This is a genomic window from Acidovorax sp. SRB_24, from assembly GCF_012931925.1.
The window spans coordinates 44,823-68,427 of sequence record NZ_MWOM01000020.1 but is presented as its reverse complement, the minus strand read 5'-3'; the positions used below and the strand labels follow the sequence as shown (position 1 = coordinate 68,427).

Here is a 23,605-nt window from a genome sequence, read left to right as displayed (position 1 = left end):
AAACCCGCCATGCGCCTCACTTCGCGTTTGAAGGAGCTAATTCGCTCCCCCGAGATCCTTGTCATGCCTGGAGCCTACGATCCCATCAGTGCCAAGCTCATAGAGCGGGCGGGCTTCGATTCGATCCAGTGCACTGGCTCTGGTATTTCGGCGGCGTATCTTGGCCGACCTGACTACAGCATGCTTTCCATGAACGACATGCTTTGCGCGACCAGGAATATCGTCGAGAACGTAGGGATTCCGGTCATGGCGGACGGCGACACTGGCTTCGGGAATGCGGTCAATACGTACTACACCGTGCAAGCGTTCGAGCGCGCAGGTGCGGCGGGCATCAACATCGAAGATCAGGTGTCTCCGAAGCGATGCGGTCACTTGGAAGGCAAGCAGATCATCGGCTTCGACGAGGCGGTGACAAAGATACGGGCCGCCTGCGACGCAAGGAATGACCGCGACTTCGTCATCAACGCTCGCACTGACGCACTCGCCGTAGCCGGCATGGACGAGGTAGTACGGCGCGGCAACGCGTTCCTGGAGGTCGGTGCGACCATGGTGATGGTCGAGGGCGTCAGTTCGACGGAAGAAATCGAGGCGGTGGTGAAGGGGATCAACGGACCAGTGGGCATCAACATCGTGGAAGGCGGCAAGACGAAGTTCGATTTGACCTTCTCCGACTTGCAGGCGCTCGGCGTGGCGCGCGTGAGCCTCCCAGGCACGCTCGTACGAGCGGCGCTCTTCGCGATGCAAGAGGCTTTGTCGCGAATCAAGCGCGACGGAAGCGTGCGAGGTCTGAGCGACATGATCCTGCCCTTCGCACTGGGTATCCCGGCGATCATGGGCATGAAGGAAGTGAGCGAGCTCGAGAAGCGCTATTCGGGTGGCGAAGGCTGACGGCAGCCTAAAACCAGAATGACAATCCGCACTACTCTCGGCAGGCCAACCCGGGCTGAGTCAATAGTCCGGGCCATCGTGAATGAAGCGCTCAAGCCAAGTGAGCGACTGCAGGAAACGATGCTGGTCAAGGGCCTGGCTGAGTAAGTACATCTTGCGTAATCGGAAGGGGATGCTCGATAACTTCGCCAAGCGCGATATGCCACTAACACGGACGCATTTATTATGTCATTATGATGTTATACTTGGAGTCCTGTCCTTGGTGACCGACGGTCCAAGCTTGATCAACGTCCCTCTCGCCGGGCGTACGACGCCCGAACTCATCAGCATCAGCATCAGCATCTCGTCACTCCACACCAGCTTACGAAAATCTCCTGAATGACTCCCTCATCAGTATCAAATACCCCGACTACCGCGCCGATCGCGGGCCCTACCGTCAAGCTCGCGACCTGGCTGGCCGATGTCAAGCTGGATCAGGTGCCTACGCACGTGCAGGAGCGCGCCAAGCACCTTATTCTCGATGGCCTTACCTGTGCGCTTGTAGGAGCGCAGTTGCCGTGGTCACGCCTAGCAACAGACTTGGTTTGCAGCATGGAGGGTACCGGAACCTCACCGTTGATAGGGTGCGACCGCCAGACCAGCGCGCCGGGTGCGGCGCTGCTGAACGGCACCTTCATCCAGGGCTTCGAACTCGACGACTTCCATCCTCAGGCGCCGCTGCACAGCGCTTCTCTGGTGATTCCCTCGCTGCTGGCGGCAGCAGACATGGACGCGCCGATCGACGGCGCAAACTGGTTGCTCGCCGCGATCGCTGGCTTTGAAACCGGGCCACGCGTCGGCCTTGCGCTACATGGCGGTCAAATGCTGTCGCGGGGTTGGCACTCCGGCGCAGTGTTCGGCACGCACGCGAGCGCGGCGGCAGCTGGCAAGCTTTGGGGACTCAATGCTGCGCAATTGGAAGATGCGTTGGGGCTCGCTGGCACGCAGTCTTGCGGCCTGATGGCGGCTCAGTACGAAGCGATGAGCAAGCGAATGCACCACGGCTTTTCGGCTCGTAATGGCCTGTACGCAGCTCACCTCGCACGTGGGGGATACACCGGCATCAAACGAGTCTTCGAACGCGAGTACGGCGGCTTCCTGTCGACCTTCGGAGAGGGACACAATCCGGATTCATCACAGGTGTGCGCCGAACTCGGCGAACGATGGGAAACGGAGCGGATTGTCGTGAAGCCTTACGCCGCGATGGGGGCGTTGCACGCGCCACTGGATTGCCTATTCGCCTTACTTAAAAAAGACCAATTCGCTGCCGACGAAGTCGAGCGGATTGACGTCGAGATGAGCCATGCGGCGTATCACCACGGCTGGTGGAATTTAGAGCGACCGATCACACCGATTGCGGCACAGATGAACGTCGGCTACGCCCTGGCGGCGGCTTTGATTGACGGCGCGGCGATGGTGGCGCAGTTCTCTCCGCAGCGCATCGATAGCGACGATGTCTGGGCCCTGATTCCGAGGATCTTCGCTTGGCACCAGCCGGAATTCGACGTTGGCGGCCCACTCAAGCGCAACACGACGCGCATGCGCGTGTCGCTGAAGGACGGCAGGGTGCTGGAGGACTTTCGCACTGCCAGCAATACGGTGGCAGCGCCGATGACCAATGACCAAATTCGGCGCAAGTACGAGGAACTCACTGCCGGCCTCATGGACGTGCATCGGCAGAAAGATATTGCGGACTTGGTGCTAGCAATGGACTCACTCTCCGACCTGCGACCACTCGTGAACCTGCTAGTGCCGCAGGTCCGAGGCCCATTCGACTAAACCGGGTATGAACGCGTGGCTCGGGGGGAGTGAGCTGCCCACTCCGGTGTTCGTGCCGACCTGCTCCCCCATGCTGCGCTAACTGTCGCATCCCGGACGATCATATGGTCGCTTATGAAACAGATGTGGGTGCTCCTGATACCAATCTTTCATGGCTGCCCAGTGCTGACTGCGGCAGTAGGTGGTTGTACAGGGCCACGTAACGCAGCAAGGTTTCCTCCATGTCCTCACGGCTGTTGAACCTGTGCGTCTTGAGCACATCGGCGATGCGCCCGTTGAAATTCTCCACCATGCCGTTGGTTCTGGGGTTCTGGGGTTCTGGGCTTGGTCAGCCGGTGTTCTATGCCCAACTCCTGGCACAGTTGGTCGAACTCATGGTTGCCGCTGGGCTCGCGCTCCCTGCTGGCAAATAGGCGATCCGTAAACTCCTTGCCGTTGCCGGTCAGCAGCTTGTTGATCTTGATTGGGCAGGCCTTGTGCAATGCCTTCAGGAAGGCCTGTGCGCTGGCCGCCGTCTTGTTGGCCTTGAGTTGCACGAACACCCACCGCGTGGCCCGCTCGATGGCCACGAACAGGTAGCGCCGGCTGCTTTCGTCCGTATGCGTCCGGCAATCCCATCTTGAGATAGCCTCACTGAGCGGGCATCGTGTGCACGATGGAAATCATGCACACCATGGCGAACGAGGCGATCGCCCAACGCCCCAAGCGGCGTTACTACAGCCCAGAACTCAAAACCCAGGTCGTGGCGCAATGCCAAGTCAGCGGCGCATCTGTTGCCGGCGTAGCCTTGGCGCACGGCATCAATGCCAACATTGTTCATCGCTGGCTGCGTGAGCAGTTTGCCCAGTGCACGCCAGCGGTTGGCAACGAATTCGTCGCCCTGGCCCTGAAGTCCGTTTCTGTGCAACAACCTGCGCTGGCATCCGAGCCAGCGAGCCCGCCACGCGACATCCGTGTGGAGGTCCGGCGCAATGCCGGCATCGTCACTGTGAACTGGCCGCTTGAAGACGCCGCATCATGTGCCGCCTGGCTGCACGACTGGTTGCGATGATCCGCATCGACGCCGCCTGGCTAGCCACCGCCCCGCTGGACATGCGCGCCGGCACTGGCTGTCTCGCTACTGGCCGCGATCTCGGCACGCACCGCAGGGGTGGTGCGCGCGTTCTTGTGCAGGGCAATCAACATGGCTTGGCTCCCCGGGTGGACTGCAAGGACTCTATCAACTCCCGCAGGACGGCTCGGGCCATGAAGAGGGGATAGTGTTTTGGATCGATGCGATCATCCGGGATGCGACAGCTAACCAAGCCCTCGTTCTAATGCCGCGCCGCGCTGCCCGGTGGTCGCATCGAAGCGCACGGCAATGTCAGGTCACCCGCAAGAGGGCTTTTTTTGGCCAGCGGTATCCGGCTTTGCCGGCGCCCTACGCTGACCTCGAAGAGATACCGTAAGCCCACGGGCGCAGCGCCCGGTCCTTTGTTCGAAAGGCGTCGATCTCTACGCGCCGTGCCAGTGTGATGGCTATTTCGTCCTGGCCCTCGAGCAGCATGGTCCTCAATACCGAGGGCGTATTGAAGGAGTAGCGCCGGCCGTCGGGCGCGGTCACGGTCTGGGACTCGAGATCCACTGTGATCTGCTCTCGCCCGTCGGCGGCTCGCATTTGGCGCGCGATCTCTTTCACTTGCTCGATCGGCAGCTCCACCGGCAGCAACCCGTTGCGGAAGCTGCTGTTATAGAAAATGCCGCCGAACGAGGGGGCGATTATTGCGCGGAAGCCCCAGTCGCGCAGAGCCTTGGGCGCTGACTCGCGCGACGAGCCGCAGCCGAAGTTGCGATCGGCCAGCAGGAACGTAGCTTGGTTCCAAGGTTCGCGATTGAGGATGAAGTCGGGATCTGGACTGCCGTCTGCCAGGTAGCGCTGATTCGAGAACAGCGCACGCGCATACTTGCCGTCCAGCTTGGCGCGTACGAGTTCCTTACCTGGCGTGATCTGGTCGGTGTCGATATTCACGAGCATCATCGGCAGGGCAATCCCTCTTAGCTTTACAAATCTTTCCAAGTCGGAGCTCCTTTCAGATTGAGCGCGGGTCTGTGATTGAGCCCTTGACAGCAGAAGCGGCCACCATAGCCGGGCTGGCAAGATGCGTTCGCGTGCGCGTACCTTGACGCCCCTCAAAGTTCCGGTTTGTCGTGCTAATGACGCGCTTGTCGGCGAACTCGCCGCCACCCCCATTGCCGCACATGCCGCAGCCAGCTTCGTGCCATTGAAAGCCGGCATCGAGGAACACCTGATCCAGCCCTTCGGCCTCAGCTCCCTTCTTGACTTCGGTGGACCCAGGCACGCAGATCGCGGTGACGCCCGAGGCCACCTTTCGTCCGCGCAACACAGCTGCTGCCTCTCGCAAGTCCGAAAGGCGCGCATTGGTACACGAGCCGATGTAGGCGCCTTGAATCAGAAGGCCTTCCAGTGCAGCGCCTGGGGAGAGCTGCATGTAGTCCAGCGCACGGCTCATCTGCGCGCGCACACCTTCCTCATTCTGCTCCGATGGGTCTGGAACGCGGCCGTCGATTGGAACAACATGCATCGGGCTTGTCCCCCAGGTGACGTGAGGTTTGAGCCCGGTGCAGTCGACGGTCACCTCGTGATCGAACACTGCGCTGCAATCGGTAGCGAGGCCACGCCAGTATGCGGCAGCTCGCTCCCAAGCCTCGCCCTGAGGCGCGAACTCGCGCCCTTTTAGGTAGGCTAGCGTGACCTCGTCAGCCGGCACGAACCCGTATTTGGCAGAGAACTCAATCGCCATATTGCAGAGCGTGAGGCGTCCTTCGATTGCCATCGATCGAACCACCCGGCCGGCGAATTCCACTGCGTAGCCGATGCCACCATTGGCGCCGATTTGGCCGATGAGGGCAAGGATCATATCTTTAGGACCAACGCCCGGCGCCAACGAGCCCTCAAAGCTCACACGCATAGTCTTCGGCTTCGTTTGGGCCAGCGTTTGCGTGGCTAACACGTGCTCGCTCTCTGTGGCGCCAATGCCCCAGGCGAGTGCGCCCACGCCGCCCACAGTGCAGGTGTGACTGTCGCCGCACACCAGCGTTAGCCCAGGCAGGGCGATGCCGCGCTCAGGTGCAACCACATGCACTATCCCTTGGCGTGGATCGTCAACGTCGAAAAACGTCACGCCGTAGCGGCGCGACAGATCCCGCGTGGACTGAATCAACGGGGCGCCTTCACCGCTACGCGTGTCGTTTGGGCCGCGCCCCGGCCGGGTACTGATGGTGTGGTCTATCACGGTCGCTACTTGAGTAACGCTGTCGGGCTGGCGCCCGGAAGCCGCAAGCGTGCGCATAGCGATGCTGCCGTCGTGCAGAAACAGTCGATCAATCTGCAACAGGGCGGTGCAGTCATCCAGCATGGCGATCACATGCGACGACCAGATCTTCTCAAAGGATGTGCGCGGATGGGTCATGTAAGATTTTCGAGAGAACGGGGCGCTTGAGGCAGGCAGGGCATTCCGACAGCACCGGTCGCGGAAACCAGTACGCGCGTCTTGTTCGCTCGACTGTCGGTCATGTGCGGAAGGTCGTTCGGCGCTTGAATGTGGCTTTCAATGAGGCGACTCATTGTTTGCCGCGTGCAGAGCTCTGATGTTGTTGAATTTCACTAACCAGCTCAGGTACTGCGCCAAATAGATCGGCCTCCAACCCGTAATCTGCCACGCTGAAGATTGGCGCCTCCGCATCCTTGTTGATCGCAACGATCACCTTCGAATCCTTCATCCCGGCCAGGTGCTGGATGGCGCCCGAGATGCCCGCCGCGATGTACAACTCCGGGGCGACAATCTTTCCGGTCTGGCCGACCTGCAGGTCGTTGGGCGCGTAGCCGGCGTCTACTGCGGCGCGGCTCGCGCCGATGGCTGCACCCAGCGCGTCGGCCAGCGGCGTTATCACCTTGTTGAAGTTCTCGGCCGAGCCCAGCGCGCGGCCACCCGAAACGATAATCTTGGCGGCCGTGAGTTCGGGCCGGTCATTCTCGGCGAGTTCGTTGCCCTCAAACCTGCTCTTGCCGGTGTCGGCCACTGCGCTCGTGGTTTCCACCACTGCACTGCCACCCCTGGTCGCCGCCGGATCGAACCCCGTGGTGCGCACGGTGATCACCTTCTTATTGTCCAGGCTCTGCACGATCGAGATCGCGTTGCCCGCGTAGATCGGCCGCTCGAAGGTGTCGGGGCTGCAGACCTTGGTCACGTCGCTGATCTGCCCCACGTCCAGCTTGGCGGCCACGCGCGGGGCGATGTTCTTGCCGCTGGCGGTGGCCGGGAACAGGATGTGGCTGTAGCCGCCGGCAATGGCCAGGACTTGATCGGCCATGTTTTCGGCCAGGCCATGGGCAAACTGCTCGCCGTCTGCGTGAATTACCTTGGCCACGCCAGCGATGTGCGCAGCCGATTGCGCAAGAGACAGGCATTTGTGTCCCACCACGAGGATATGGATCTCTCCGTTCGCCTTCATCGTGATGTGAGAGGCCGCCGTGACGGTGTTGAGCGTAGCACGCTTGATGGAGGCGTTGTCGTGTTCAGCAATGACGAGCGCCCTCATGTCAGATCACCTTGGCTTCGTTCTTGAGCTTGGCCACCAGCGTGGCGACGTCGGGCACCTTGATGCCGGCGGAGCGCTTGGGCGGCTCGCTGACCTTGAGTGTCTTGAGGTGCGGCTTGATCTCCACGCCCAAGTCGGCGGGCTTGAAGATTTCCAGCTGCTTTTTCTTGGCCTTCATGATGTTGGGCAGCGTCACGTAGCGCGGCTCGTTCAGGCGCAAGTCGGTGGTGATGATGGCTGGCAGCGTGAGCGAGACCGTTTCGAGGCCGCCGTCGACTTCGCGGGTCACCTTGGCACGACCCTCCGCCACTTCGACCTTGCTGGCGAAGGTGGCTTGCGGCAGGTCACACAAGGCGGCGAGCATCTGGCCAGTCTGGTTGCAGTCGTCGTCGATGGCTTGTTTGCCCAAAATGACCAGGCCCGGCTGTTCCTTGTCGAACAACGCCTTAAGCAGCTTGGCGACGGACAAAGGTTGCAGCTCGTCGGTGGTTTCGACGAGGATGGCGCGGTCGGCGCCAATGGCCATGGCAGTGCGCAGGGTCTCCTGGCATTGTGCAACGCCGCAAGAGACGGCAATGACTTCCGTGACGATGCCTTTTTCCTTCAGGCGCACAGCCTCTTCGACCGCGATCTCGTCGAAAGGATTCATGCTCATCTTCACATTGGCGATATCGACACCGCTGTTGTCGGACTTCAAGCGAACTTTCACGTTGCAGTCGACCACGCGCTTCACGGGGACCAGAACTCGCATGACTCATCTCCAATAAATTACGGAGGACTGTTTACACAGAGAGAATGGACCGGTACTGCATCAGCGCCGTCCCTCAATAGAGACAGTAAGAGTGTCTCGCGCAGATGCTGCACACTCGCTGACAGATGCGCGAGGGCTAGTTCACGTCGTCTTTCTTTATTTGATTCTCACTGATGACTCGTCCCCACTTCTCGGCATCGCTGCGGATCAAAGCGCTTAGATCTGTATTAGCGCTGATTGAAGCTCCGCCCATGGCGACGAACCGCTGCCGGACACCCGGGTTCTCCACTGCCGACTTAAACGCCACCGACAATCCGTCGACTGCTGACTTTGGAGTCGACTTTGGGACGAAAATGCCAATCCACGCCGAAGCCTCAAATCCAGGCAAGGTTTCGGCGATGGCTGGAACTTCAGGAAGGACGCTCATACGGGTGGCACTCGTCACTCCAAGGGCGCGCAGCCTACCGTCCTTAACCGCCGGCAGGAGCGTTCCCAGATCGCCGGACATGAAATCAATTCGGCCCCCGATAACGTCGTTCATCGCTGCCGCAGCTCCTTTGTATGGTACGTGCACCATCTTCGCTTTCGCTCGACTCTGGAGCATCATCCCCACAAGGTGATTTGTCGTTCCGATGCCTGGGGAACCGAACGATACTGCGTTCTCCTCCGCTGCCGCAGCATTCAGGAGAGCCGTAAGGCTTGTGTGCGGCGAAGACGCTCTGGTCACCACAAGGTACGGCAGCGAAACGAGGCCCGCAACAGGCACTAGGTCCTTTAACGGGTCGTACTTAACGGCGCTGTTGAGGAGGGGATTGATGACGAGCGTGGCCGTGCTTCCAAGGAGGATGGTCTTCCCGTCTGGCGGGCTAGTGGTGACGTACGAGGCGGCGACGCTTCCGCCCGCACCCGGCTTGTTGTCAATCACCAGGTTTCCAGCCTCTTTTGGGAAAGCCTGCGCCACGACGCGAGCCACTGAATCTGCGCCCCCTCCCGCAGCGAATGGGACCACGAACCGGACAATGTTGCCCGCCGTGGATTGGGCCGACACGAGCAGAGGACTGGAGCCACCCAGGACAGCACAAGCCCAGCAATGAAAGTCTCTTCTACGCATTGTTCTTTACCATGTTGATAAGGTTGTCGCAAGTCCGCACGCGGCCCATCCGCGGAAACACATTGGTCACGCTCATACGATGTGCTTCCTCACTTGTACTGCTCATGGCATCCTCTACGAAGACCTGGTCGTAACCCCTTTCGTAGGCATCACGAGCCGTTGATTCAACGCCGATGTTGGTGGAAATACCAGCGAGCACAATTGTTTGAATGGATCGACGCCGCAGCTGCAGGTCTAGCTCCGTGCCGTAGAACGCTCCCCATTGACGCTTGACGATCACGATATCGCCAGCCTCCTTTGACGGCTCAATGACCAACTGCGACCAGTCATCCGGCCGCCGAACGGGAGACGCCGGGGGCGCATCGGTCAGAGGCGAGAGCGCGTCGGTACCTTCGTTACTGGTCTCGACACGAACGAAAACCACCAAACCTCCGACCTGGTGGAACCTGTCCACCAGGCGTCGCGAAGCCTCAACGACGGCCAAGCCGTCTCTTGGCGCAAGGTTCATGCCAACGATTCCTCTTTGCAGGTCGATCAAGACCAGCGCTGAACGCTTCGACGGTATTTGCGTGTCATTCATCATTATCCTTTCGCTTGTTGAACCTAAATCCCAAATAAACCTAAATCATTTCACCCAGTGCGTGTCCCTCTCGTGTCGCTGCCAGGATGTCTCGAGCGACCTTGCAGTCGCCGATTCGATGCACCTCAATGCCCATCTCCTTCAACGGAGCCTCGAGATCAGCATTGGGAGCACGAGGAGTGGAGTAGGTGAGAAGAGCGACGTCGTCGATGTATATTGGGTCGCCCTTATAAACGTGGTTGATTTGCAAGCGCCCGCTTTCTTCAAACTCGGCCGTCCACGCCGGCTCTGACAAGCACTGATAGCGAATTCGCTTCTCCTGAAAGCGCCGGAGAATCCTTTGACGTGATGTCAATGCGACCTCTTCGGCGATCGCCTGCCTGGGCGTAACGACGACCACTTCGCTGAAGAGATCACGAAGGCGCTCCGCGCCAGCATACGTGCCGTCAGTGTGGTCCATGTCAAACAGGACCGCGGTACCTTCCTGCTTCTGCGTGTACCGTTGGACGTCCATGAGCGTTTCGCGAAGGTCCTTGATCAAACCTGAATTTCCCAGTTCAGCAGGAAATACCGCGGGCCACACCATCGTGGATCCCGTCGCCAGGACTACGACGTCCGGGCGCAGGTTCGCGATCATGGACACGGTCGCGCGGCAGTTCAGAATCAATTCGACGCCAAACTCCTTGGCTTTCGCTTCCAGATAATCAAAGACACTGGACACTGACTCGCTAATCGGCAATTTCGACTGCAGCCATGCTTTCCCTCCGAGTTGAGGTGAAGCACCAACGACCGTCACGTGGTGACCTCGCGCCGCCGCTACCCATGCTGCCTGCAGGCCTGCAATGCCGGCACCGACGACAACCACCTTGCGCCTCGCCCGAACCGCCGGTGGCACATATCCCACCTCGTCGGTCCGCAGTACCAATGGGTTGTTAACACACACAAGGGGGTTGTGATCGACGATCGTCTTCCAGCAGGTATTGCACGATACGCAGTAGCGGATGTCCTTTGCCTTGCCCAGCCGGGCCTTGTTTGGCCACTCAGGGTCGGCTATCAGCGCACGTCCAAGCGCGATCAGCTCTGCGTCTCCGCGTTGGAGAATCCCTTCGGCTTCAGCCGGATCTGTGATGCGCCCGAGTGCCGCCGTCGGTATGCAGCCGGTCCCTTCGCGCATCCGCTTCATCAGGTCAAGGTAGGGGACTCGAGGGTAGCTGTCGTCCGGAATATGCATCTCCAAGGAGTTGTGATGCGACCCTTGGGCGTAACATAGGTAATCCACGGAGCAGGCCTCGGCGACATGACGCGCGATCCGACCGCCTTCATCAGGTGAAATGCTATCGGTCACGCCGTCGTCTGCGGGGAGCTTCGCACCAATGATGAACCCGCTTCCGCATCCAGCCCTGATTGAGGCAATCAGTTCGCGCAGAAAGCGCGTCCTTCCTTCGAACGATCCGCCGTACTCATCCGTTCTGTTGTTGGAGTGCGCAGACAGGAATTGGTGAATGAGGTGGCCGTGTCCAGCAGACAGTTCGACACCCGAGAACCCGCAATCCTGCATCCGCATGGCAGATACGGTTGCGAGTTTGATCAACTCCAAAATCCGCGTCGGACTAAGCGGCTCTGGCATCGTCCAGCTCAGATCATCCGGCAGAGCCGATGGGCCAATAGCCCCGTAGTTTCGGCCAGGAACGTGTCGCCCGCGTCCCGAATCTTGGATCTGACCTATCAGCCTGCAGTCTTCACTTTCGACGGCATCCGCAAGTCGCCGGAGATCACTCTCCATGGACGCGTCGAACGCCCTTATGCGAGAGCTTTGCTGGTGTGGTGCGATCCCAATCGGCTCGGTTACAACGGCAGCGGCACCTCCTTTTGCACGATTCTTGTAGTAATTGATCAGTCTGTCTTGAACACCATTCCCAGAATCGACGTGAGGCGAAATCGACGCGTGGATGATCCTGTTTCTAAGCCGCTTGCCCGCCAAATGCGTAGGACTGAACAGCGCGGGATATGCCAATTCGATATGCTTCATGTTGTACCTGGAGCGAAGCCGCTCCCCGCGAAAAAAGACGCATTAGTTGACGTTCGAGCGACCACTGTTTGAACTGCAGCTTCTGAACCAGTGGACTCGCAGACACTGCGCTGCAAAAGACACAGATGTGAGCATCATGCATGGAGATCCGTAGCAGAGCTGCAGCGCTTTTCGTGAAGGTCTCAGAAGTCGTGCCGAAGGCCGAAGTCGAAACCGGTCTTGCGCATGGTCGCCTTGCTGTCGTGCGCCACGTCTGCGTATACGGTAGTGCGCTTGGACAGCGCATGATAGTAGCCAATGGCGGTGCGCGACTGCAGTGTTCCCGCAGCGCTGTCTTCCTTCAGTCGGCCGTGCGCAATGAGAACCTGCCCCGAGGCTCCTGTCGGGACCACCGCCGCCAGAGACCAGCCCTTCCGTTCCGCACCAGTAGTGAAGCGACCGGTGCCGTAAAAGGCTCGCAAGGACGCAAAGCTGAATTGATACGAGGCGGTGAGTGCGTGCCAGAAATCGCGGTTCGCCCCTGGGTTCTCGTAGCCGTACGCCACGCGCAGCGGCTTGGCGTCGTACACGAGCGAGAGGCTGACTGGCCGATGCGGGTATGGCGCTAGAGGCGGCGTGTTGCGGTCAATCGAAACCATGGCAGTTGCCTTGACGGGCCCGATGGGAAGGCTGTACTTGACCTGGTCATCCACCCGCAGCGGACTTATACCCCCAGTGTGGATCGTGAGAAGGGAGGCGATCGTCCCATGCCCGAAGGGGTCCGCGGGGACCATCGCGTCTATGTAGGCCGGCGTGTAATCGCGCCCGAGCTGCAGCGTGCCCCACCGGTTACTCCGCAAACCGAGATAGGACTGACGGAAGAAGCGGGCGGCTTCCGTGGGCGCACCCGTGTCAATGTTGAAGCGGTGCTCCAGTGTGAAGAAAGCCGAAAGCCCGCCGCCCAGGTCCTCCACGCCGCGAAAACCAAGACGGCTTCCGGTCCCATTGTTTACCACCAAGTTGTCGCTGCCGATCGGGCGACCCACAGTTGCATCGGCGCGGCCATACATAGTGACCGAGGATTGCGCGTGCGCTGCGCCAAAGGCTGCGAGTGCAGCGGCGGCTGCGGCAAAAGAAATCATTTTCAAGTTCTGTCTCCTGGTTTGAACAAGGCAGTCGCTGGGACGCAGCAGATGGCTGCCGCACATGATGTCATCATAATGTCATTACGTACGAATGGTCAACAGGATTTTTTACCGAAGTGCTTCACTTAATTTCGGCAGCGGCGGCTGACCAAGCCAAACGGGGGGTGCAGAAGCCGGTTGGCCGCTCCGCGTCTTGAATCGTGAGGACTGGTGATGCGACGTGGACCATGCTCGGTCACACGCCATCATCTTCTGCCTGCTGCGCGGCTTCTCGGTGGTGCGGTGGGTGCGCTGGAGCGCTGACTTCGCTGGACGTACATGGACGCCCCCTATGCCAAGCCCACATTTGCGACAACTTTAAGAGTGTGGCGTCCGTCAGCGCTGCTACCCGAGAGCACCCCCCTTGAATGATTTGGTCGGCTGCGCCTACCAGCGTTGGCGTATCGAGCGCCACTACCAAGACCTCAAGCAGGACTTCGGCTTGAGGCTGAATCACCCCGGTTTTTGAGGAGGCTCAAATCTCTGAGAGGATTGAGCCATGAAGAAGTCGAACAAGTTCTCACCCGAGGTCCGCGAGCGCGCGGTGAGGATGGTGCAGGAGCACCGTGTGGAGTACCCGTCGCTGTGGGCCGCCATCGAGTCCATCGCGCCGAAGATTGGTTGCGTGCCGCAGACGCTGCACGAATGGGTCAAGCGTGTCGAGGTCGATAGCGGCGTGCGCGAAGGCGTCACCAGCAGCGAAGCACAGCGGGTCAAGGATCTGGAACGCGAAGTCAAAGAGCTGCGCCGAGCCAACGAGATCTTGAAGTTGGCCAGCGCGTTTTTCGCCCAGGCGGAGCTCGACCGCCAGCTGAAGTCCTGAGGAATTTCATCGACAAGCATCGCGATACGTACGGGGTCGAGCCGGTCTGCAAGGTTCTGCAGGTCGCCCCGTCAGCGTATCGGCGGCATGCTGCCCTGCAGCGAGAACCTCACAAGCGCTGCGCACGGGTTCGTCGAGACGATGTGCTGATTCCAGAGATACAGCGCGTCTGGCAGGCCAACATGCAGGTCTATGGTGTCAAGAAAGTCTGGCGCCAACTAGTTCGCGAAGGCGTGATGGTGGCTCGCTGCACGGTCGAGCGCTTGATGCGCAATCTGGGTCTGCGCGGTGTCCGGCGAGGCAAGGTCATTCGCACCACCAACGGGGATGCCAAGGCACCGTGCCCGCTGGACCGGGTCAACCGGCAGTTCCGGGCTGAGCGTCCGAACCAGTTGTGGGTCAGCGACTTCACGTACGTGTCGACCTGGCAGGGCTGGCTGTACGTGGCCTTCTTCATCGACGTGTTCGCCCGCCGCATCGTGGGCTGGCGGGTGAGCAGTTCAATGCGCACGGACTTTGTGCTCGATGCGCTGGAGCAAGCTCTGTATGCCCGGCAGCCCGAGCGTGATGGAAGCCTGATTTGCCACAGCGATAGAGGCTCGCAATACGTCAGCATCCGGTACTCCGAACGGCTTGCTGAAGCGGGCATCGAGCCCTCTGTGGGCAGCAAAGGTGACAGCTACGACAACGCGTTGGTCGAGACCATCAACGGGCTCTACAAGGCCGAGTTAATCCATCGCCGGGCGCCGTGGAAAACCAAGGAAGCGGTGGAGTTCGCGACGCTCGAATGGGTGTCCTGGTTCAACCACCATCGCCTGCTCGAACCCATCGGGTACATCCCGCCTGCAGAAGCTGAGGCAAACTACTACCAGCAACTCGCCAGTCAGCCCACCGCGTTGGCGGCCCGACTTAAACCAAATAGCCTCCTCAAATCCCGGTGCGGTTCAATGTCGACGGTGATGTCGCGGCGAGCAAGTTGCTATACGTCCTTGCATCGCGCGCTCGCAAAAACTTGCACCTGATCTCGGAGGCGGGTCGATCGCGTGGCAGACGCGGAGATTACGCGCCCACCGAGGCGCTGCTCCGCTGTGAGTTCGATTACGACGGTTACTAAGGGCAGCGCCCCGCGGCCCATGATATCTGCGGCGAAATCTCGGACCACATCGGGAGGGACGCTTAATGCTGGAAAAGCGCGCGACCGTCTTCGGGTGTTGCCGAAGACACCCCAGTGTCAAACCAAACGTCGTCCGCGTACTGTTAGGCGCCATAGCAGCAGCCGGACGAGAAAGGGAGAGGTCATGCGCGGGATGATCATCACGGCTATTAGACCAATCCACCGCTTCGCACGACAGTCCACCGATCATTCATTCCCATATGACATGTTTCACAACCGACAGTCGTTCGAAGTGCAAACTCGACTGGCCGCAACCAGCCTGGAGCAGTCGCATAACCCAACCTCCGGGGCAAAATATCCATCTCGAACACTGAGGCCATACTGCCTTTTCAACGGTTCCGCCGTACCCAGTTTGTGACGTTGCCCCTTGGGATAACCAAGGGGCAAAAAACACTACCCCATCAAGTCAGCGACATCGCTGGTGGTGCCGTCTGATGGTGACCGCATGAGCACTCCAGCCAGCCGCAACGCCTCCAGAACCGCCTCCAACGCGGAGACAGGGAAGGAAGCCACAGTGTCAGAGCCAGCAGCGCCACGCTTGCCTTTGCCTTTGCCATTGCCACGCCCCTTCTTCTCCCACTTAGCCTTTGCCGCAGCGATTTCCGCCTCGACGAGCTTGCGCAGCTCCTGGTTCTTGCGCTTGACCGTCGAGGGCACATGGCAGTGATCCAGCAGCTCCTGCGGAGGCTCCACCAGCCGCTCCAGCGACAACAAGTTGGCCAGCCCAGGGATCGCCATGCGGCACTGGGTCTTCCAGGGGATATCAATGTCAATGCGCAAGCGCTCCTGAATGCGCTGTTTGATCGGCGACTTCTTCCACTCGCCTGACTTGATTTGAGGGTACTGGTTAACCGGCTTACCCTTGAGATACCAGGCGAGCACCAACTGATCACGTTCCGACAGAAGGTCAATATGGCGCTGCTGAGGTTTGTTGACCCGATAGTCCGCATCCACCTTCAGCAACGAGCGCAGCCAGTTGAACTCACGCTTGTAGCTCTCTTGCCCCTTGACACCGCGCCAGGCTTCTGGCTTCTCCAGCCCATGGGCAGCGAGATATTTAGAGCTGAGCTTGATTTCCACCCGAAGCACGCGCTGGCCAAGTACGTAGATGGCGCTCTCCACCTCGGGCGAGGGAAAGCTGGAGAACTTGCGCGGCTGGTGTCGGTCCTTCACATAGAACAAGACCGAGCGCTTGTCCACCTTGTTGATATACCAGGACTGATTGTCTCCGGTCGCTGCAACTCCAATCTTCTTCGATACTTTCTCACGTTGATTTTGGGGCGACTTGAGGACCACCCCAGCATACTGCTTGAGCTTCTTCAGAAAGCTTATAGCGTCCTTTGCGGATTCATACTTCAAGCAGTAGATCAGGGTGACCGCCTGCAACTCGCAGTGCTCTACACCGATTGTCTCCACATACTCGGGATTGACCCCATCTTTGATCAAGTGGAGTTGAACCATATATTTCTGGGTCAATGCCGCTTGGTAGACCGTATTGCTCATCAACACGTTGTTCCCAATAAGTGTCGCGGGGTGATTCGATGAGATATGGTATCCGCAGACTCGGTACTCAGCGTTGAGTTTTGCTGTGATCTTGTTCTGAGCTTCCGTCAAACCCTGAATATGGTCGCTCATGGCATTGAGGTTGCAAATCTCGTTGTTGTTAAAAATGATGCCATACTTTGCTGGAAGTTTTACGAACCCATGCTTTTTGATGGGCTCTGGCATATAGAAGATGGACGTTTGGGAATCAGACATAAACTCTTTCAATGGTGATAGTTGGCGCTTTGGCGGCGATGATCCTGACTGGGTGATGGCGCCGCTCACATGCTCACACTCAATTGCTTTACATGATTGGCTGGTTTGATCGATTGATTTGATTGGTTGGTCATACTTATTGAATTACTACAAAACAGTGCATTTGCGCGGTGCTCGATCTCGTCAACCGGCCCTATTAATGCTCAAAAACAAGCGCTTTTTTGACGTCAACGTGGTTTTTATTAACGTCATGCTCAGTTGATAAAACCCCGTTTTATGCCGTGGCAGATCCCTTCCAAAGGGAACCTGAATTCAGAACATTGCGCAAATCCTTAACGCTCCAAACGGCAATACGGCTGCCCAGCTTTTTAGGAGCGGGCAAAGCGCCGGATTTGCACAGCCGCCAGACGGTCGCGCGGGATACCCCCAGCAGCATCAGCACCACGGGCAGGCGAACAAAGGCTTCATCGGGAAGGCCGCTGAAGTTGCGCAGAGGATCGGGAAGGCAGGAACAGCCCTCATGCATCCCCGCGACGGCACCGCTTGATCAGTCACTACAGCCAGCATCTTTTCGTTCATGGACGAACTCCATCAAAGTGCTACGGGCAGAACGCAACATGCGCATGCCCAGCTGAAAGTCTTTACATTTCTTTTTTTGGAATGTTGGTCAACTCGCTGCAAAGCCGCGCCAAAGCTGGCTTTGCAGACCAAGCGATGTGCGCCGAGCTGCGTCTGATCTGACGGTGCGCAATGCAGCGCGCACCGTCGAGAGGAAGAAGGGAAATGGAAGCTTGCGCCGCGACGCAGACGAGAGGAAGAAGGGAAATGGAAGCTTGCGCCGCGACGCAGACGAGAGGAAAGAGAAAAATCGAAGCGAGCGCGCGACACCAACTAGGAGGAAAGAGGTGCACCCGGTGCCGTGCTGGTGTACAAACAAGGAGAGGAACGAGGCGCCACTGATGACGCAAGCGGCACGAGGAAAGTGGCGCCACTCACTCTTGGCGATCCCTTTCATAGGCGACGCCTACGGCGGCTATTTATCAGGCAGACAAAACCGCAGCCAATCCAATATCAACTAGTAACCACAGCCATGAAAAAACAAGAATCATTACTCATCTCTCCAAAAAATTGGACGTGCGAGTTTTTCATCGAATTAATATCGAATTCTGAAGAGCCTGAAACACCACAAAAGAAGACTGATATTGACATCAATAAGAAGGAAGCCCCCAATAATATTGCGGGGCTTTTGGGATTGCAGAAAACTAGATCGAAACCCACTTCGATTGAATCAAAAGGCGAGCCAAAAATAAGAGAAATAATTGAGAAGATACTAGCAAATGAAGCTCCAGCAATTAAGCCCAGAACAAAACTTCATAGAATAATTTGGTACAGAATATGGCTTTATCTTATTCTTCGCGGCGTACTGAATAAGGATTATTTCATTGAGCATTACACCGGCTGGAGAGAATCAAAGGGATCGCAATATTTTGAAGTTTTATGCATCACCGAAAATGAAGCGACTAACCAAAAGTCAACTCCCATTGATATTTTTCTGTTGTGCGGCATCCCATCAAAAGAAGAAATAGATACTCAAATTGAATTGATAGCCCCCTAATTTCACATCAACCAATCAAGAAAATAACCAAGAAGGGCATCATCGAAGTAATAGGCAGAAAAAATCTCGGAGAAATTAAACTAGCCATAGATAAGGCAATCAATTCAGGAAAGATTGCAGAACTTAGAAAGGCCACAAGAAAAAATGCCCGACACAAGTACAGTGGAAATAGAGCCGATCTTTATCGAGAACTGGTGAAGAAATATGGGTTAAAAACCAAAGAAAGCATTTTCACGAGAGGGGTGTCGGAGTTTGTTGAGACAAAGGCGAAATAATTTATTAAGTTGCGTTGGTCAATTAAACTACGCTCTCTCAATTTTACTCACGCATATAACCAATGAATATCCGCGAATTCGATTGGTAAAGCGACAGGACTCCGTCATTTTCATATGAATGGCTTTTCTGCGCGCTTTTCACTTCTGGCAACTTCCCTGACTTGACAACTGCAGGCAAATGGAGGTTTATTTGCGCAATATCGCTGATATTGACTGCCAAAATCGATAGTGCCGGCATTGTGGTATAATGCCGATGAGCTGATATTGATTTTTGATTAGTTGGCTTGATTTGGCCAGTGATCGAAAAAGCAATATCAACTTTCTTCCTGCCTGCATTCCCGGGCCTATTCCCCCCGTTTGATTCCACCGAACGCCGTGCCACCACGGTGGCTCGCTTGCGCGCGGCTGTCGCCATGACAGCACGCATGGCGCAGCCGTGGCCGTGGTCATCGCCGTGGTCGTGGCGGTATGGCGGCGTTTCGCGCCAGGGTCTGTAGCGGGAAGGAGCGAGTGCAGCGCCGCGCTTTGCGTGGTTCGGTGCTTGGCACTCGGCACAGCGCTTTTCGTCTTTTCCTTTCCCTTCCTTTTCTCTCTTTCTTTTCAGGAGCATTTCCATGACCTCTTCGCCTGGTCAGGCCGCCGCATTGGCGCGTTACGAACAACAACGCCGCCCTTTGTTCCCCTTGGGCCAAGTGCTGATCACGCCCGGTGCGCTCGACATGCTCGAAGTGCTGCAGTTGGCGCCGCTGCCGTTTGTGCTTCGCCATGTCGCCGGGGATTGGGGTGACTTGTGCGACGAGGACAAGCAAGCGAATGCGGCAGCGCTCACGTATGGCAGCGGTTTGCTGTCCGCCTATGACATTCCCCCGAACCACCGGCTGTGGATCATCACTGAGGCTGACCGGCGCTCGACCACGCTGCTGCTGCCGGAGGAATACTGAGCAATGCAGCATTCCTACCATTGCCACCCCCGGCTGGGCGCTGGCATGCACGGCCCCATGGTGGGCAACCAGCGGCTGCATGTGCGCCAGGGCGAGGTTGACGCCACTTGCGGCTACCACTGCGTATTGATGGCGCTGATGGTGTTTGGCCAAGTGCGGCGCAATGCGCTGATTTGGGACACCAAGGATGCGAGGCTGGAAGCGTTGCGCAAGTTGGCGCAGCGGTACTACTTCGATGGCTGCGAGGTTGAGGAACTACAGCAGCAACTGGCCCCCTATGCCGAGCGGGTGCACTGCAAGGAATTGCGCTCGCGCGTGGCGGAACGCACCTTGGATGTGCTGGCCGAAGGCAAGCTGTGTTTAGTGTGCTTTTCTACCGAGCGCTACATGCACTGGGTGCTGGCCGTGGGGGTGCGCTGCGCGGTGGGAGAGCGCAGCGATTTGCTGGTGCTGGACCCCGCCATGGCACCAATACCGCTGGTGCCGTGGAATGCCATGCTGACCGGCTGGGCGAGCAAGCAGCCACGGCGTGTGGTGGCAACCTTCAGTGAGCGCGTGAACATCGACGCTGTGTTGGTGCTGTCGCCTGTGCCGCAGGCGCAAGAGGACGAGTAGCCCCGTTCGGCTCGTTCGTCCCTTCGGTTTTCATTCCCCTTTTCTTTTCTCCATTTCCGCCTTTCGTCGCGCCGAGCTTTGTGCAAGGTGCGGCTGCCGCATGGGCGGGAGTTGCTTCTGTGCGTTATTTCGCTTCTTTGGAGGTGCTTTCCATGCTCGACGATTCCTTGACGCCCGAGCCGTTTGAGCGGCTGCTGACCGCACTGTTGGAGTTGCCGCCGCCACAGTCGCCCCATGAATATGGGGATGGTGCGGCGCAACTGCTGCTCGAAGTAATGGACACGGCGCTGCACACTCCCCCCGCGTGGGCGCAGCGCATGGCGGCGGTGCGGTATTTCTGCAAGCATGCCCGCCACCGCCTGGGCGTGGGGTCCTTGCGGGATCTACAAGCCTTGCTGGAGCAGTACCCGCCAAGCGACGAAGGCGATGGTGAGGTGGCCCGACTACTGTGGAACGTGCACACCGGGGAGCATGTGCGAGCGCTGCGTGTGCTGGTGTGGTTTCTGGCTGTGCACGACATCACCGGGCTGGTGCAATGGCCTGCGTGGATGCATACAGTTGGTTTTGAGGAAGCTTTGCGCGAGTCGCTGGATACGCTGGGCGCTGTGGCTGCGCTGCTTTTGTGGCAAGCCAAGTCGGGGCGAACAGACCATGCTTGGGTGCTGAGGTTTGCCCGGAGGGTGCTGGGGCGTTCGGTCAGCGAGGGCCATGCCATGCTGGCGTTTCGGGATGCGGCAGAGGCGATGGGCGTGCCGCAACTGGTGCTGGCGCGGCAAGTGGCCCATTTGGAGCGGGCTGCGATGGGCGTTGACGATGCGCCGGGCCTGCGTGTGCTGTGGTGGCAGTGTGTGGCTGATGCATTGCAAGCGCATATAGCCCAGGAGCAGGGCAACAGCGATGAATGGCGCGTCGAACTGTCACCGGCTGCGGCATTGCGCTACGCCGAAGCGGGGGTGGTGCTGGAGCCGCAGGCGCGGGCGCTGCGAACTGATACACCAATCGCCACGGCGATGCGACTGAGCCAAAAGAGCTGGGCTCAGGGGTTGGGGCTCTGGCTGGAGATTGAGGGCGAGGGGCGGCTGTCGGCTGCGCACCAAGCGGCGATTGCCGAGCGGTTTGAGGCGGCAGGGCACCTGGCGCCGCAGCTACGGTATTTGAACGCTGTCAGTGGTCAGCGCGCCACATGGCTGGCGACATGGCGCTGGGAAGATGCTTTGTGGATGTCCCGCGATATGGCGGTGGCCGATGTCAGGCGCTGGGCGCAGGACACAGCGCTGATTGCTGCCGAGCACTGGTTGCTGATGCGCGGCATGGCGACGCTGGCAGGAAAGCCGATGGGGCCTGCTGCCGAGCTGGCGGCTGGTAATGTAAAAATGGAAGCCACCAATGAAAAAAGTTCTAGAGCCTGGGGGCGCTAGAACTTCTTCATGCTGGTGTGGTGCCACTTTCGCTGCCATTAAGTGGCTGAAAGCAACCGTATAACCAGCCGTATAACGATTTGATGACTTGCTAAAAAGTTGTTTGAAATCAACAACTTAGAGCTGCATCTGGCGGAGACTGTGAGATTCGAACTCACGGACGGTTGCCCGTCGGCAGTTTTCAAGACTGCTGGTTTAAACCACTCACCCAAGTCTCCTGGAAGGAGCTGCGTATTCTAGCGGGTCACCGCAGCGTCCGGCGCCGCCCGGACACGGCCCGACCGAGCCGGGAGGCCTGGGCACACGGGCAGGCCGGCAGAAACGCCTGTTTTGGACGTTTTTGGCCGCAAACGCTGATGGAGCAAGCGCTTCGAGCTACCGAAATAGGATTTGCCAGGGGCCAAAGGCCGCTAATGGACGCCCGATGTGTCCATGCGCGCGGTCGTGGCGTTGAGCAGCACTTCGGGCTCCTGGGCGTCCACCCAGTCCTGGTTGTTCAGGCGGGCGTGGAGCTGTTCGGTGTTGAGTTCGTCGGTCCACTTGGCCACGACCACGGTCGCCACGCCGTTGCCGATCAGGTTGGTGAGCGCGCGCGCCTCGGACATGAAGCGGTCGATGCCCAGGATCAGCGCCAGCCCCGCCACCGGCACATGGCCCACGGCCGACAGCGTGGCCGCCAGCACGATGAAGCCGCTGCCGGTAATGCCGGCAGCGCCCTTGGAGGTGAGCAGCAGCACGGCCAGCAGCGTGATCTCCTGCGTCAGTGTCATGGGCGTGTTGGTGGCCTGGGCGATGAACACGGCGGCCATCGTGAGGTAGATCGAGGTGCCGTCGAGGTTGAACGAGTAGCCGGTGGGGATGACCAGGCCGACGGTGGATTTCTTCGCGCCCAGGTTCTCCATCTTCTCCATCATGCGCGGCAGCACCGACTCGCTCGACGACGTGCCCAGCACGATGAGCAGTTCCTCCTTGATGTACTTGATGAACTTCCAGATCGAAAAACCGTGGAAGCGCGCAATCGAGCCCAGCACCAGGAAGATGAACAGCAGGCAGGTCAGGTAGAAGGCGCCCATCAGCTTGCCCAGCGACAGCAGCGAGCCCACGCCGTACTTGCCGATGGTGAATGCCATGGCGCCGAACGCGCCGATGGGGGCGACCTTCATGATGTAGCCGACGATGGTGAACAGCACATGCGAGGTTTTCTCGATCATGTCGAACACCAACGTGCCGCGCCCGCCGAAACGGTGCAGCGCGAAGCCAAACATCACCGCGATCAGCAGCACCTGCAGGATCTCGCCCTTGGCAAACGCATCGATCAGCGTGGTGGGGATGATGTTCATCAAGAATTCGGTGGTCGTGCCCAGCTTGCCCGGCGCGGTGTAGGCGGCGATGGCTTTGGTGTCGAGGCTGGAGACGTCGACGTTCATGCCGGCGCCCGGCTGCAGCACATTGACCACGAGCAGGCCGATGACCAGCGCGATGCCGCTGACCACCTCGAAATAAAGCAGCGCCAGGCCCCCCGTGCGCCCGACTTTCTTCATGTCTTCCATGCCGGCGATGCCGACCACGACGGTGCAAAAGATGATGGGCGCGATGACCATCTTGATGAGCTTGATGAAGCCGTCGCCCAGCGGCTTCATCTTCTCGCCCAGCGCGGGATAGAAATACCCCAGGAGCACGCCGACCACCACGGCGGCAAGCACCTGCAGGTAGAGCGAGCGGTAGAAGGGAAGCTTTCCCGCAAGGCGTGGGTGGGTGGCCATGGTGCCTCCGCTGGAGTGATGCCCGGATTTAGCGCTTTCTGCGGCGGGTTTCCGCCCGTGCGGGTGGAAAACCACACACCCAGCATGCTGGAGGGGGCGGCACAGCGCGTGGCCCAGAGACGTTTTGGGCAAAAAGCGCCTCAAACCCTTTCTGCGTAAGCGAAAGAAGCTCTCTTTTTTGATTTTCCTGGCGTGGAATGCCGCGGTGGCGCGGCGCCGGCACCGGCTTTGTCCGCGACCCGAACAGGTGTTGCGTGTGCTTGCCGGGCGCCGCGCTGCGGTCG

The 23,605-nt window shown here is 58.9% G+C and carries 21 protein-coding genes, 1 tRNA gene, 1 pseudogene and 1 other annotated feature; of the genes and pseudogenes, 8 read left to right on the top strand and 15 right to left on the bottom strand.

Translation table 11 applies throughout. The annotated features are described in order from the left end of the window. Nucleotides 1-888 (top strand): oxaloacetate decarboxylase (locus tag B2J89_RS09570; protein ID WP_205763767.1); only part of this gene is annotated, 888 nt, incomplete at its 5' end. 378 nt (nucleotides 889-1,266) lie between these two features. Next, nucleotides 1,267-2,706 (top strand): MmgE/PrpD family protein, encoded by a 1,440-nt coding sequence (locus B2J89_RS09565; protein WP_169168852.1) that lies wholly within the window; start codon nucleotides 1,267-1,269, stop codon nucleotides 2,704-2,706. A 78-nt stretch (nucleotides 2,707-2,784) separates the two neighbouring features. Here B2J89_RS09565 and B2J89_RS09560 read toward each other — a convergent pair. After that, a pseudogene (locus B2J89_RS09560) lies at nucleotides 2,785-3,302 on the bottom strand (DDE-type integrase/transposase/recombinase); the annotation flags it as partial. Nucleotides 3,303-3,361: 59 nt separating this feature from the next. On the opposite strand from B2J89_RS09560, the gene B2J89_RS09555 reads away from it, so the two are divergent. Then, on the top strand, nucleotides 3,362-3,757 hold the full coding sequence (locus tag B2J89_RS09555) for a helix-turn-helix domain-containing protein (protein WP_169168851.1): 396 nt from the start codon (nucleotides 3,362-3,364) through the stop codon (nucleotides 3,755-3,757). Nucleotides 3,758-4,126: 369 nt separating this feature from the next. Here the strand turns inward: B2J89_RS09555 and leuD are convergent, their stop codons facing one another. From leuD to B2J89_RS09515, 8 genes are all read right to left on the bottom strand, one after another. After that, entirely contained in the window at nucleotides 4,127-4,762 is a 636-nt protein-coding gene (leuD, locus tag B2J89_RS09550) for a 3-isopropylmalate dehydratase small subunit (protein ID WP_206041851.1), read from the bottom strand. 13 nt (nucleotides 4,763-4,775) lie between these two features. Next, entirely contained in the window at nucleotides 4,776-6,176 is a 1,401-nt protein-coding gene (locus B2J89_RS09545) for a 3-isopropylmalate dehydratase large subunit (RefSeq protein WP_169168850.1), read from the bottom strand. Nucleotides 6,177-6,327: 151 nt separating this feature from the next. Next, a complete protein-coding gene (locus B2J89_RS09540) occupies nucleotides 6,328-7,305 on the bottom strand; it encodes an electron transfer flavoprotein subunit alpha/FixB family protein (RefSeq protein WP_169168849.1) in 978 nt (325 codons plus the stop codon). Nucleotide 7,306: 1 nt separating this feature from the next. After that, entirely contained in the window at nucleotides 7,307-8,056 is a 750-nt protein-coding gene (locus B2J89_RS09535; RefSeq protein WP_169168848.1) for an electron transfer flavoprotein subunit beta/FixA family protein, read from the bottom strand. Nucleotides 8,057-8,192: 136 nt separating this feature from the next. Continuing rightward, nucleotides 8,193-9,167, bottom strand: coding sequence for a tripartite tricarboxylate transporter substrate binding protein (locus B2J89_RS09530; RefSeq protein ID WP_240964793.1), 975 nt, complete (start codon nucleotides 9,165-9,167; stop codon nucleotides 8,193-8,195). Beyond that, the gene (locus B2J89_RS09525; RefSeq protein ID WP_205763766.1) at nucleotides 9,160-9,747 is read right to left on the bottom strand and encodes a hydrolase; all 588 of its coding nucleotides are present in this window, start codon (nucleotides 9,745-9,747) and stop codon (nucleotides 9,160-9,162) included. Before B2J89_RS09525 ends, B2J89_RS09530 begins: the two co-directional genes overlap by 8 nt. A 40-nt stretch (nucleotides 9,748-9,787) precedes the next feature. Then, entirely contained in the window at nucleotides 9,788-11,776 is a 1,989-nt protein-coding gene (locus tag B2J89_RS09520; protein ID WP_169168845.1) for an FAD-dependent oxidoreductase, read from the bottom strand. A gap of 182 nt (nucleotides 11,777-11,958) precedes the next feature. Next, nucleotides 11,959-12,897, bottom strand: coding sequence for a porin (locus B2J89_RS09515; protein WP_206041850.1), 939 nt, complete (start codon nucleotides 12,895-12,897; stop codon nucleotides 11,959-11,961). Nucleotides 12,898-13,438: 541 nt separating this feature from the next. Between B2J89_RS09515 and B2J89_RS09510 the strand changes: the two genes are divergently transcribed. After that, nucleotides 13,439-14,784, top strand: a protein-coding gene (locus tag B2J89_RS09510; RefSeq protein WP_240964791.1) for an IS3 family transposase whose coding sequence is annotated in 2 segments (ribosomal slippage) — nucleotides 13,439-13,727 and nucleotides 13,727-14,784 — 1,347 coding nt in all. Because the reading frame shifts where the segments join, the coding sequence is not laid out codon by codon here. Then, nucleotides 13,717-13,833 (top strand) — a sequence feature (AL1L pseudoknot). It overlaps the preceding gene by 117 nt. Nucleotides 14,785-15,329: 545 nt before the next feature. On the opposite strand, the gene B2J89_RS09505 is transcribed toward B2J89_RS09510, so the two are convergent. From B2J89_RS09505 to B2J89_RS22725, 3 genes are all read right to left on the bottom strand, one after another. Beyond that, nucleotides 15,330-16,694 carry a hypothetical protein gene (locus B2J89_RS09505; protein WP_169168843.1) on the bottom strand — a complete coding sequence of 455 codons (1,365 nt, stop codon included), beginning with the start codon at nucleotides 16,692-16,694 and terminating at the stop codon, nucleotides 15,330-15,332. Nucleotides 16,695-16,968: 274 nt separating this feature from the next. Further along, nucleotides 16,969-17,130 carry a helix-turn-helix transcriptional regulator gene (locus B2J89_RS23195; protein WP_371809055.1) on the bottom strand — a complete coding sequence of 54 codons (162 nt, stop codon included), beginning with the start codon at nucleotides 17,128-17,130 and terminating at the stop codon, nucleotides 16,969-16,971. Further along, on the bottom strand, nucleotides 17,130-17,273 hold the full coding sequence (locus tag B2J89_RS22725) for a hypothetical protein (RefSeq protein ID WP_240964789.1): 144 nt from the start codon (nucleotides 17,271-17,273) through the stop codon (nucleotides 17,130-17,132). The genes B2J89_RS23195 and B2J89_RS22725 overlap by 1 nt, the downstream gene beginning before the upstream one ends. 340 nt (nucleotides 17,274-17,613) lie before the next feature. Here B2J89_RS22725 and B2J89_RS09495 point away from each other — a divergent pair, with 340 nt between their 5' ends. Next, complete coding sequence (locus tag B2J89_RS09495; RefSeq protein ID WP_169634538.1) at nucleotides 17,614-18,309, top strand: hypothetical protein; 696 nt, start codon at nucleotides 17,614-17,616, stop codon at nucleotides 18,307-18,309. A 318-nt stretch (nucleotides 18,310-18,627) separates the two neighbouring features. On the opposite strand, the gene B2J89_RS09490 is transcribed toward B2J89_RS09495, so the two are convergent. Beyond that, the gene (locus B2J89_RS09490; protein ID WP_169168840.1) at nucleotides 18,628-19,200 is read right to left on the bottom strand and encodes a hypothetical protein; all 573 of its coding nucleotides are present in this window, start codon (nucleotides 19,198-19,200) and stop codon (nucleotides 18,628-18,630) included. Between B2J89_RS09490 and B2J89_RS09485 the strand changes: the two genes are divergently transcribed. The 3 genes from B2J89_RS09485 to B2J89_RS09475 all read left to right on the top strand — a co-directional run bounded on the left by B2J89_RS09485 (nucleotide 19,199) and on the right by B2J89_RS09475 (nucleotide 21,558). After that, nucleotides 19,199-19,525 carry a type I restriction endonuclease subunit M gene (locus B2J89_RS09485; RefSeq protein WP_169168839.1) on the top strand — a complete coding sequence of 109 codons (327 nt, stop codon included), beginning with the start codon at nucleotides 19,199-19,201 and terminating at the stop codon, nucleotides 19,523-19,525. The genes B2J89_RS09490 and B2J89_RS09485 overlap by 2 nt on opposite strands. A 3-nt stretch (nucleotides 19,526-19,528) precedes the next feature. Then, nucleotides 19,529-20,140 carry a hypothetical protein gene (locus B2J89_RS09480; RefSeq protein WP_169168838.1) on the top strand — a complete coding sequence of 204 codons (612 nt, stop codon included), beginning with the start codon at nucleotides 19,529-19,531 and terminating at the stop codon, nucleotides 20,138-20,140. 152 nt (nucleotides 20,141-20,292) lie between these two features. Then, entirely contained in the window at nucleotides 20,293-21,558 is a 1,266-nt protein-coding gene (locus tag B2J89_RS09475) for a hypothetical protein (protein ID WP_169168837.1), read from the top strand. A 130-nt stretch (nucleotides 21,559-21,688) separates the two neighbouring features. Here B2J89_RS09475 and B2J89_RS09470 read toward each other — a convergent pair. Further along, a tRNA-Ser gene (locus B2J89_RS09470) sits at nucleotides 21,689-21,776 on the bottom strand. Between the two features lie 192 nt (nucleotides 21,777-21,968). Further along, nucleotides 21,969-23,321 (bottom strand): dicarboxylate/amino acid:cation symporter, encoded by a 1,353-nt coding sequence (locus tag B2J89_RS09465; protein ID WP_169168836.1) that lies wholly within the window; start codon nucleotides 23,319-23,321, stop codon nucleotides 21,969-21,971. Nucleotides 23,322-23,605: the final 284 nt, after the last annotated feature.